Raw genomic sequence first — 10645 nt, 5'->3', positions numbered from 1 at the left:
CCCTCACCATCACCCGCCCGGCCACCCGCCCCTGACCGCCGCCGCGCACGCCATCGATTCACACCACTTCTCAGGACATCACCGCGCGCCCGACCAGGGTCCCGATGTGACCTGGCGTCGGGGCATCCAACTCGTACACCTTCACCTCCCGAAATCCAGCCTTACGCAAGAGGCTTTCCCATTTCCGGAGAGTATAGCTATACCGGTAGGCGTGCGTGGCCTTTCCCGCAAAAACACCCTTATGCATTCCCTGCGGCCCGCACGCGCCGGGAATAGCCGGAGGGGTCAAGCTGATCAGGCTGGATGGCCACCGTTCACGTACTCCTCGAAGGGCACCGACTGCGCGATTGCGATGCGCTGGTACTCAATGAAGGGAGAAACGTCGACCTCGAATACCTCGCGGTTGATCTGAGTGCCATCAGGCTCATAGTTCATGAGGACTACCTCTGACTGATCGAACATCCAGAAATCTTGGACCCCCTCAAGAGGGTTCGATCGGTCGGTGACGTCGAGGATGCGAACACTGTCGCCTGCCTCAACGTGCACCCGGTAGTAACGGCTGAACTCGAAGCGAAGGTAGTCGGACAGCGGCTGCGACACAATGTGCACGCGGCCGTTCTGCTTGCCCTCGGAGCGCTGACGCGAAACGCGCTCCGAGTACGCGGAAGACGTGTAGGGAGTCAGCGACCGCCCCTCACGGAAAGCGGAGAACTCCTCGGCCTCCTGCGGTACAAGATACTGCGGGAGGGTTTCGAGGCGCCAGGCTTCTCTCGTGATGCCCGCGAAACGGCGGCTCCAGTTCTCACCATCCAAGAGCACGAAAAGCCTCCCGCAACGTCTCCTCCGGGATCTCCACGAGCCCTTCCCCTTGCGGGGCATCGAACGCGCTGGACACCTCGCCCTGAACCAGGAATGATCCCTCTGCCGTGCGGTAGACGTTAGGGCAGTCCTCATCTGCGCACGTGCCGTTTCCGTTGCCGGTGAGCCGGGTCAGTTCTTCACGAGCCATGTTCGAACCCCCTTGCCCCCAGGGCCGGACGGCCCCTGATAGCCGAAACCGTACGGGGGCGCCGGACGGGCGTCCATGCGGCAACGCGACCTTGCGCGTTGCGGCATAAACAGACACGAGCGACCGGAGGAAGACGGCCCGTCCTGGCCATTGGCCCAGACGTGCCCCGGATGCTGCGTCTTGCCGCAGCAGCGGGGATCGGCACGCGGAACCGTCAGCCGGGGTCCGGGTCGCAGATGCGGTCGAGGAGGTTGGCGGTGGCCTGCTGGATGCGGTGGTCCTCGTGGCCGGGTCGGTCCAGCGCGGGTGACCAGGCGAAGGTCCCGGCGGCGAAGACCCAGGCGCCGCTGCGGGCGCGGTACAGGGAGGTCTCCTGGTGGCGGCGGACGCCGTGCTCGTCCTGGTAGGGCGAGTGGGCGAGCAGCACGCGTTCGGTGTGGGCGGGCAGCGGCGCGCGCGGGTAGTAGCGGTCGGCCTCGCCCGCGACCAGGCCGGCGAGTTCGGCGCCCTCGGCGGCGCCTGTCTTGTCCCACAGCCAGTGCCCGGCGTTGCGGACGACCAGCGGGCTGGGGCGGGGCACGCGTCCCGCGTACTGGACGCCGAGAAGCTGCTGTTCGGGTTCGCCCTGGTCGCGCCAGAGCGCGGAGCGTCCGGGGCCTCTCCGTTTGCGGCAGGTGAGCAGCCGGTCGCGGTCACCTGAGGGCAGCGGGCCCAACTCGATCTGCCAGTACATGGTGTTGGCGGAGAGGAAGACCAGCGAGGTGCCGAGGTCGCGGGCCTGCTCCACGGCTCGGCGCATCGGCACCGACCAGTACTCGTCGTGCCCGGGGAAGACGATCCCCCGGTAGCGGGTGGGGTCGACCCAGCCGGCGTGGAGGTCGCGGGCGGTGGCGTAGGCGAGGTCGTAACCCATGCGTTCGGCCCAGCGGATGAAGTCGTAGGCGTGGCCGACGTGCAGGGGAAGCCCGGCACCCGCGTAGGGCCGGTCGAAGCTGACGGAGACGGCGGCCTCGGACTCACCGACGAGCCGGCCGTCCTCGTCCCACGCGTGGTAGAGGCTGGCGCCGGTCCGGCCGTCCTCGGGGAAGAGGTTGTACGCCTGCCAGGTGATGTCGGGCAGGACCAGCAGCAGGTCCGCGGCGCGGGCGTCCCGCACCGTGAACGGGACGTGGGAGCGGTACTCGCCGTCGGCGGTGGTGAGGACGGCGACGTGCGCGCCGGGCCGCCAGGCCGAGGAGACCTGGTGGCGCCAGGAGAGCCACCAGTGGTGACAGGAGACGGTGCGGTCGGCGACCAGCGGCTTGGACTGCCGGGTGCCGGCCAGCAGCGGGCTGCTGATGAGGAGTTGGGCGCCGTCCCCGCCGACGTGCCCGATCCGGTAGATGTCTACGGTGAAGCTCTGCGGCGGGTCCAGCGTCACCCGGAAGTCGATGTACTCGCCCGGTGCGACTGTGCAGTTGGGGGTGAAGCCCTTGATCTGGCAGTGCTCGTCGTCGGGAGTGCGCGGGCCGGAGTCGTGCCCGGTCTCGGTGTGCGGGCGGCGGGGTGCGGGGACGGCGGTGAGGCGGTTGCGGGCACCGGCCTCCGTTTCGGGCGCGGCGGCGCCGTCCGCGCCGCCGAGGCCGGGGTCGACGTACCAGGGGACGGGACGGCCGCCGCCGTCCATGTAGGTCTCGGTCCGCCGGAGCCAGGGCAGCGGGCCCTGGCCGAACGGGTCCGAGACAGCGTGCGCCAGCGCGCCGGACTCCCACCGCCGGTTCTGATCCGCGTTCACGGACACGCCCCTCCCTCGTACGACCGCCCTGCCCGGCCGGATTCCGCGTCCGCGCGGCCCACCCGAGCCATCGTCATTACCAGCACATCACATATTGCTAGTGCGCCGTTACCGCTGGTCGTTCACCTGGTCAATGCTTTGCCCAGAGAGCGATCATCAGCGGAGCGCGCGCCGACTGTTTTCCGAGGTTTGCCCGCCTTTAACCGGCTTGCGCGCGCTCGCACGCGGAGCGGTTCGCACACCACCGCGCGCCGTACGCGCCCCCGATTACCCGACCCGCGACCCGCGACCCGCGACCACCGACCACCGACCACCGCTGCCGGGCCGGAGGCCGGGCCGCCTGGTTCAGACAAGCCGGACCAACTTGTCGGTGTGGACACCGGCGTCCGCCAGCCACGCGCGCAGCGGCTCCGGGTCGCCGCTGTCGACCAGGGCGTGCACCGGATCGGCGAGGTCCGCGGCCCGGGCACCGTCGATCGTCAGCACCGGGCCGTCCAGCCAGTCGAGGCCCGGCGCGCCGGACGCCGTGTCCGTCGCCGCGCAGCACACCCCGGCGGCGATGTGCTGCACCAGCAGTTCCCGCCCGCTGGGCGGCGGCGGGCTGGGGAAGGCGAGCGGAGCGGCGGCGACGCTGCTGGCCAGCGGCTCCGGGGCCGCCTGGTGCTCCGCGCGGGCGGTCGCGGCGGCCAGGCGCGCGGCCAGGGTGTCGGCGAAGTCGCCGTCGTCCTCGGCGAGGCGGCGCAGCACAGTGCTCAGGGCGGGGGTGCCGTCGTCGCCCATCGCCGTGAAGAGGCGGGCGGCGCGCTCACGCCAGAGGCGATCGACGATCTGCTCCGGGTAGGCGGCCCAGCCGACCGGTTCCCAGCCGGTGCCGGACCCGGCTGCGCTGTCCGGGCTGTCGGCGCTGTCCGGGTTCTCCGGGCTGTCCGGGTCGTCGCTGCCGTGTGGGCCGTCCAGGTCGCTTCGGCCGTCGGGATCGACCGCGTCACGGTGGGCGCCCCCGTCGCGGGCGGGTTCGGCGGGCGGCGGGCCGTGGAAGAGCCGGGCGGCGAGCAGCGAGATCTCGCGGTCGACCGCGCCCGGTTCCTCCAGCAGGTCGCAGGCGGGGCGTTCGCCGAGCCGGGCGGTGAAACCGTCGGCGAGACGGTCACGGCGGGAGAGGTCGGTCAGCGAGGAGACCACCCCGGCGTTGAGCCGGCTGGGCCAGCGGCCGAGCCGCCAGGCGGGGAGCGCGACCCGGGTGAGCAGCCGGTCCCAGCCCGCGTAGGCGAGGCCGACCTGCTCCTGGGCGACTTGGCGCAGCTCCTGGTCGACGTGGCGGGCGCGGGCGGAGGCCGCGGCGGCGACCCCGCGCTCCATCTCGGTGGCGTGGCTGCCGATGAGCCGCAGCATGGTGCGGCTGACCCGGCCCGCGCAGGCGGCCAGCGGGTGCCGGAACGCCGCCCGGCGGGAGTCCGGGCGGAAGGCGGCCGCGGCGTCCAGGCCGCGGATGCAGCGGCGGGCGGCGGCGATGTCGGGGTGCCGGGAGGGGCCGGTGCCCGCGACGACGGGGGCGAGCAGGGCGCGGAGTTCGGGGGTGCGCATCCACCACAGGAAGGGGGAGCCGATCACCAGCACGGGCGCGGGGTCCCGGCCCTCGGCCGCCCGTGCGGCGGTCGCGGCGGTGGGAGCGGCGGCGGGCGTCCTCGACGCGGCGCGGAAGCGGCGCCGCGGCGGTTCCTCCAGCCAGCTGTCGCAGTCGGGGGTGAGCGCGATGGCGCTCGGCGCGGGGACGTCGAGCCGGTCCGCCAGGTCCGCCATCAGCGCGTACAGCGCGGGTGCGGCCCGTTCGGGGATCTCGATGGTCGGGGTGACCGCCGGGCGGGCGCGGGCGATGGTGGCGGCCAGTACCGCTGCGGCGACCAGGACGAGGGCCGCCACGGCGACCAGGGACCAGCGCAACGGGGTCCAGCCGGAGGCGAGGTGGCCGGTTCGGCCGGCGGTGAGGACGACGGCGGCCACGGCCGCCGGCACCAGTGCGGCGGCGAGGAAGAAGTTGCGTATCCGCAGGACCGCGAGGGCGTGGTCCCGCGCCGTCGGCGTGGCTCGCTGTTGCCCCATACTCTGCCCTCCGCTCGCCGTGACCCGACAACGGACGCTGCCGCCGCACCGGCGACGGTGCGGCCCGTCCGCCCTCCCCACTGTGGCACCGGCCCCCGGCATCGCAATGTGCCGTAGCCCGAACGCGCACCGGCCCGGCTCCGGCGGGCGCCGGCGGCCGGGTGCGCCCGTACGGACAGACCTGGGTCCCGCAGCGAAGGGGGCGCCCGCCGGGCCGGGCCCGTGCTGCCACCCACACGTGTCCCGCGGGCCGGGCGCGTGAGCCCCGGCGTGACCGAGGTGTCCCGCGCGGGGTGCCGGAGCGCACGCGTACGTCGCGGGTGCGTCCGTCGGCCGCGCGCCCCGGGCGCGTGCGGTTGCATGCGCCCAGGAGGCCCGGACCAGCGGGCGCCCCCTTCGCGACAGACCATAGGGGCGTGCTCCGCCAACGTCAGCCATACGGGCTAACGGTCACTCGATGGTGGGGCTTTGGGTAGAGGATTCGGACGCGTTCAGGCCGATTCCGCCGCTTTCGCGGCAATGTCCGTGCGGTAGTGCGAACCCTTCAGGCTGATCCGCTCGACCGAACGGTAGGCACGCTCCCGGGCTTCCCGCAGGTCAGAGCCGGTGGCCGTCACCGACAGCACCCGCCCGCCCGCACTCAGGACCCGCCCGGCGTCATCCAGCCGGGTACCGGCGTGCAGCACGTAGCTGTCCGGGCCGTCCTCGGCCGCGATCTCCGCCAGCCCCTCGATCGGATCGCCGGTACGCGGCGCCGCCGGATAGCCGTCGGACGCGACGACGACCGTCACCGCCGCCTCCTCGCTCCAGTTCAGCGGGGGCAGCGACGCCAGCTCACCCGTCGCGGCGGCCAGCAGCAGCGCGGAGAGCGAGCTGCGCAGCCGCGCCAGGACCACCTGGGTCTCCGGGTCGCCGAACCGGGCGTTGAACTCGATGACCCGCACACCGCGCGAGGTGATCGCCAGCCCCGCGTACAGCAGGCCGGAGAACGGGGTACCGCGCCGCCGCATGTCGGCGACGGTCGGCTCCAGCACCGAAGCCATCACCTCGTCGACCAGCTTCGGATCCGCCCACGGCAGCGGCGAATAGGCGCCCATGCCACCGGTGTTCGGGCCCTCGTCGCCGTCCAGCGCGCGCTTGAAGTCCTGCGCGGGGCGCAGCGGCACCACCGTCTCGCCGTCGGTCACGGCGAACAGCGACACCTCCGGGCCGTCGAGGAACTCCTCGATGACGACCCGCCCGCAGGAGGCGGCGTGGGCGCGGGCGGCATCGGCGTCGGGGGTCACCACGACGCCCTTGCCCGCCGCCAGGCCGTCGTCCTTGACCACGTAGGGGGGACCGAACGCGTCCAGCGCCTCGTCGACCTCCTCGGCACTCTCGCAGACGTACGCACGGGCCGTCGGCACCCCCGCGGAGGCCATGACCTCCTTCGCGAACGCCTTGGAGCCCTCCAGCCGCGCCGCTTCGGCGGACGGCCCGAAGGCCGGGATGCCGGCCTCGCGCACGGCGTCGGCGACCCCCGCCACCAGCGGCGCCTCGGGGCCGACCACCACCAGGGCGGCGCCCAGCTCCACGGCGAGCGCCGCGACGGCGGCACCGTCGGTGGCGTCCACCGCGTGAACGGTGGCCACCTCGGCGATCCCGGCGTTGCCCGGGGCGCAGTGCAACGCGGTTACTTCGGGGTCACGGGAGAGGGCGTGGCACAGGGCGTGTTCGCGGGCGCCGCCGCCGATGACGAGGATGTTCACGTCCGGCAGCCTATCGCTGTCACCGGACCCACTCTTTCGGGTGAAGGCTGCCCCGGGCGAGGCGGCCGGCCACCGGCGGCCCGACGGCGCTCCGGCCCGCGACGTCATCCCCGCGCGGTCGCCCCCGGCGCCCCTCGACGCGCTCCGCGCGCGCCCGGCGAGCCCCGCGGCGGACGGTAAGAAGAACCCCGCGAGTGTGGGGTGGCGCGTTGGCGAGGGGCGACAGAGGGGTGACGGAGTGAGTCAGCCGGACCACCAGTCCGAGAGCGCGCGGGACGCGGCCGGGCGACGGGACGACCTCATCGGGCCGCCGTTCCCGTCCGGCGACTGGGCCGAGCCGTGCTCGCGCCTGGACGCCCTCTACCGGCGGACCGAGCGGGACGCGCTGCGGACCGTCGACTGGTACCTGGCCGACCGGGTCCGCAAGCGCCGCGCCGCCCGCGCGCTGCGGGCCGGAGCCGGAACGGCCGGCGCACTGGGCGTACTGCTGCCGCTGCTCGAACTCGCCGGTGTCGGGGACCTGTTGGGATGGGGCTACCTCGCGTTGCTGGCCGCCGCCCTCTGCCTGGGCGCCGACCGGCTGTTCGGCCTGACCAGCGGCTGGATGCGGGACATGGCGACCGCCCAGGCCGTCCAGCGGCGCCTGGAGGAACTGCGCTACGACTGGGCGACCGAGACCGCCCGGGAAGCGCTGGGCCCCTCCGACAGCACACCCACCGAGGCTGCCGAACGCTGCCTCGCGATGCTGCGGCGGTTCTCCGACGACATCGCCGAACTGGTGCGCTCCGAAACGGCGTTGTGGATGATCGACTTCCGGGCCGACGGCGGGCAGCTGCTCGCCCACACCGGCTCGGCACGGGCCCGCCCCGCCGAGCCGGCGGCACAGCCGCGCCGCGTCCCGCAGGCCGCCGCCCGGCCGACCATGCCGCGCCAGCGGCCCCCGGAGGGGCCACGCTGACGCGGACGGGAGGGGGATGACCCGGCGGCGGGGCGGATCAGGAGAAGACGATCATCGACCCCTGCGCCAGGCTGCGCAGCGCGGCGGCGTGCAGCCCGAGCCAGACATGGCACTCGCGCGCGAACGGGCCGTCGCCGTACCCCGGGAGGTCGGCCGGCTCGTCGAGATCGGTGGGGCGGCTGGGCGGCGGCGGAGCCGGCGGCGGGTTCTGCGGGTCGATGCCCAACGCCGTTGCGACGGACTCCAGTTCACGCAGCAGGCCGTGACTGGAACCCAACGGGCCACCTCCGGCCAGCAGTTCGTCCGTGACCAGCGGCTGCGGGAAGTCCAGGGGGACGTAGGCGCCCGCGTGGTCGAAGTGCCAGACCAGGTGCGACTGCTGAGCCGCGTCCTCGAACATCTCCAGCAGCTGCTGGTAGTCGCCGTCCAGCCCGTCGACCGGGGTGACCGCGAGACCGCTGAGGTGCAGCAGGTGGGCGCGGCGCAGCAGGTGCAGCGCCGCGTAGTCGAAACCGGCCACCGGGGCGACCTCCCCCGACGTACCGGGGACGTACCCGTGAACCGGCACGGGCGGCAGGCCCGACGCGGCGAGCGCCCGGTCGTAGTCGGCGAGCTCCTCCGCGAACGGGTTGTCGGGGCTGTGGCACAGCACGTCGACAAGGGGGACCAGCCACAGGTCACAGGCCACGTAACTGCTCTCTCTCACAGGGGAAACCGGGCTGCCCAGCGTAGAGCCTGGGACGGCGCGGCGCGCCCCACGCGCACGCCGCATCCGGGTCTCCTCCCCCGCACGCCCCACGCCGCGCTCCCCCGAGGCCCACCGGACCCGACCCACGGCAGACAGTCCCGAAGATCGGACGGCCCGGAAGCTCGCTCTCGGTCGCGGTAGCGCAGCTCGACTTTCAAGGAGCAGTCACGGCTCCCCCGGCCAGCCGGGGCCAGTCGCAGCCGGCGCGCTCCCCGCACAGCGGGGGTGTTGCTCCGGTGTCCTGCGGGCCGGCGCGGGGTTGGCCGCGGGGACACCGCCCGGTCGGCGCGCCGACCGGACTTCGAGATTCAGCAGAATCTAGAGAATTGATTGACTTCTCGTGATCAGCTCCTAGGGTTGGGGAGGGCCGCAGAGTTCTGTAGGCCCTGAGCAGCTGTCAGTTCCACCACGCCGTGCCCACGACCCCGACCGCCAGCCGACGCCACGACCACTGCGCAACCACCGGAAACGGCTGCCCGGGTCGCGCACGCTCGGCGTTCAGCGCGCGGTGGACTCCCGCTGCCCTCCCGTGACTCGGCAGAACGAGCCACGGGGCTTCCCTTCCACCTGACCGACGGAGGTCATTCCATGAGCACACCACTGCCGCTCCGGCTGCACCACTACGGCTGGATAGTTGACGATCAAGAAGTCAACCGGCAGTTCTACGAGGACGTCATCGGTCTGCCTCTGGTCGCCACCTGGACCGAGGTCGAGATGATCAACGGGGCCGAGTACGCGCTCTGCCACACCTTCTACGGTTTGGCGGACGGAAGCGCCCTGGCCTTCTTCCAGATGGGTGACCCTCAGGCCCAGCAGCAGTTCAACACCGAGTTCGAACCCACCCCGATGCGCCACGTCGCCCTGAAGGTCGAGCAGGAGACCCAGGACGCCATTCGAGAGCGCCTCGCTCAGGCCGGCCACTCAGAGCCCGGCACGTTCGTGGTGGATCACGGCTACTGCGTGTCGCTCTACACGGTGGACCCGAACGGGTTGCAACTCGAGTTCACAGTCGACCACCCCGACATGGAACGCATCAACGCCGAGCGGCTTCGCACGCCGCACGCCGATCTTGCCCGCTGGCTCGACGGTGACCACAGCAGCAACAACGCGTGGCGCGCCCAGGCGCTCTGAGAGCGTGCTTGAGACCCCGCGTCGGATCAGCTCGCGGCGTCAGATGCGGTCAGCTGCAAGGCGGAAGGGCGCCCTCATACCGGGTTGTATTCGGGCGTTCCTGACAACGCAGCAGATGGCCGTAGCTGGCGTCGCGGGCCCGGCGCGGGGTCTCAAACACGCTCTGAAGGCCGGACGGGTTGCGTCACACGTTGTCGACCGGGGACGACCCCTCGCTCGGTACGCGTCCATCGGCGTTTCTTCCCTCCCGATGGGGAGGGAAGAAGTGATCGTGCCGACCGGCCCCGGGGGCCCGCAGGTGGCTGCCGGCGACTTCCCCGTGAGGGTCAGTTGTGCGCTTCCACCGGGTCGATCGCTTCGCTCAACGTGTCGGTGGTGCGCTGGATGTGTTGAGCGATCAGGCACGCCGCGGTCAACTCGTCGCGGGCTACCACAGCGTCGAGGATCTGGCGGTGTTCGAGAGCGACGTCGCGGTCGGTGTCCAAGGAGGTCGCCCCCGGTGCCCACCGGTAGAGCGAAGCGGACTCCCGCAGCGAGGTGGCGATGGACAGGAGCGTTCCGTTCCGGCAGCCTTGAAGAATCGCGGCGTGGAACGCCTCGTGCGCGTCCGTCCAGGCTTCGCTCTCCTTCCCGGCCTTCGTCACCCTGGGCGTGTGGGCGAGAGTGTGGTGAGCGGCGATCACCGAGGATTCCCATTCCAGGTCGCCACGCGCGATCGCATGGCGAATGAGGAGGCTCTCGATCTCGATCCTGGCCTCGGTGATCTCCCGGAGCTCGACCAGGGTCAGCGTGCGAACACGGAAGCCCTGCTGCGGGAGTGCCACGGCCAGGCCCTGCTCAGCCAGACGCACGAGAGCCTCACGGACGACCGACTGGCTTACGGTGAAACGGTCGGCCAGCTCGACGAAACGCAGCCGGGAACCGGGCGGAAGCGTGCCGAGCAGGATCTCCCTGCGGACCTTCTCGTAGACAAGCTCGGACCGGGTGGTCGAGGTTCGGCTGGGCATGGGCGGATTCTATCCGGCACCGGGAATCAGGAAGTATCTCGTGATACCGGCATTGTTCGTTACTTCCAGGAGCTGTCGTCAGTCAGCTCCTGGAAGCTCCGAAGGAACGGCTTAGCCCGCGTCGCAGTCCGGGATCTCGCGGTCGCGCGTGCCGGGTGGCGTGCCGGGGG

9 protein-coding genes and 1 pseudogene are annotated in these 10645 nt (G+C 72.2%); 2 read left to right on the top strand and 8 right to left on the bottom strand.

The genetic code is table 11. From position 1 onward, the window contains the following. Positions 1 to 70 precede the first annotated feature (70 nt). The 6 genes and pseudogenes from E0D90_RS27955 to purD form a co-directional block, all read right to left on the bottom strand. Positions 71 to 298 (bottom strand): annotated as a pseudogene (locus E0D90_RS27955) (SAM-dependent methyltransferase); the annotation flags it as partial. Further along, entirely contained in the window at positions 295 to 819 is a 525-nt protein-coding gene (locus E0D90_RS18810; RefSeq protein ID WP_130799349.1) for a DUF6879 family protein, read from the bottom strand. The pseudogene E0D90_RS27955 and the gene E0D90_RS18810, both read right to left, overlap by 4 nt. Then, positions 803 to 1009, bottom strand: coding sequence for a hypothetical protein (locus E0D90_RS18805; RefSeq protein ID WP_130799348.1), 207 nt, complete (start codon positions 1007 to 1009; stop codon positions 803 to 805). Before E0D90_RS18805 ends, E0D90_RS18810 begins: the two co-directional genes overlap by 17 nt. 214 nt (positions 1010 to 1223) lie before the next feature. Next, complete coding sequence (locus tag E0D90_RS18800; protein ID WP_103504355.1) at positions 1224 to 2783, bottom strand: N,N-dimethylformamidase beta subunit family domain-containing protein; 1560 nt, start codon at positions 2781 to 2783, stop codon at positions 1224 to 1226. A 345-nt stretch (positions 2784 to 3128) separates the two neighbouring features. Next, complete coding sequence (locus E0D90_RS18795) at positions 3129 to 4883, bottom strand: M48 family metalloprotease (RefSeq protein WP_130799347.1); 1755 nt, start codon at positions 4881 to 4883, stop codon at positions 3129 to 3131. Positions 4884 to 5374: 491 nt separating this feature from the next. Then, positions 5375 to 6631, bottom strand: a complete 1257-nt coding sequence (gene purD, locus E0D90_RS18790; protein ID WP_130799346.1) for a phosphoribosylamine--glycine ligase — start codon at positions 6629 to 6631, stop codon at positions 5375 to 5377. Positions 6632 to 6869: 238 nt separating this feature from the next. Between purD and E0D90_RS18785 the strand changes: the two genes are divergently transcribed. Further along, positions 6870 to 7589, top strand: a complete 720-nt coding sequence (locus E0D90_RS18785) for an SLATT domain-containing protein (RefSeq protein ID WP_227870316.1) — start codon at positions 6870 to 6872, stop codon at positions 7587 to 7589. 37 nt (positions 7590 to 7626) lie between these two features. On the opposite strand, the gene E0D90_RS18780 is transcribed toward E0D90_RS18785, so the two are convergent. Further along, complete coding sequence (locus E0D90_RS18780; protein WP_103504342.1) at positions 7627 to 8277, bottom strand: putative DNA-mimic protein; 651 nt, start codon at positions 8275 to 8277, stop codon at positions 7627 to 7629. 648 nt (positions 8278 to 8925) lie between these two features. Between E0D90_RS18780 and E0D90_RS18775 the strand changes: the two genes are divergently transcribed. After that, positions 8926 to 9468: a VOC family protein gene (locus E0D90_RS18775; protein WP_130799344.1), complete on the top strand. Its 543-nt coding sequence runs from the start codon at positions 8926 to 8928 to the stop codon at positions 9466 to 9468. 326 nt (positions 9469 to 9794) lie between these two features. Here the strand turns inward: E0D90_RS18775 and E0D90_RS18770 are convergent, their stop codons facing one another. Next, entirely contained in the window at positions 9795 to 10475 is a 681-nt protein-coding gene (locus E0D90_RS18770; RefSeq protein ID WP_130799343.1) for a GntR family transcriptional regulator, read from the bottom strand. Between the last annotated feature and the right edge of the window lie 170 nt (positions 10476 to 10645).

This window comes from Streptomyces otsuchiensis (assembly GCF_004305975.1).
GTDB classification, from domain to species: Bacteria; Actinomycetota; Actinomycetes; order Streptomycetales; family Streptomycetaceae; genus Streptomyces; species Streptomyces otsuchiensis.
This window is presented reverse-complemented; position numbering and strand designations above follow the sequence as displayed.

Coding starts and splice junctions, on each gene's coding strand:
- E0D90_RS18805 (WP_130799348.1), bottom strand. CDS start 1,009: ATGGCTCGTGAAGAACTGACCCGGCTCACCGGCAACGGAAACGGCACG.
- E0D90_RS18770 (WP_130799343.1), bottom strand. CDS start 10,475: ATGCCCAGCCGAACCTCGACCACCCGGTCCGAGCTTGTCTACGAGAAG.
- E0D90_RS18775 (WP_130799344.1), top strand. CDS start 8,926: ATGAGCACACCACTGCCGCTCCGGCTGCACCACTACGGCTGGATAGTT.
- E0D90_RS18795 (WP_130799347.1), bottom strand. CDS start 4,883: ATGGGGCAACAGCGAGCCACGCCGACGGCGCGGGACCACGCCCTCGCG.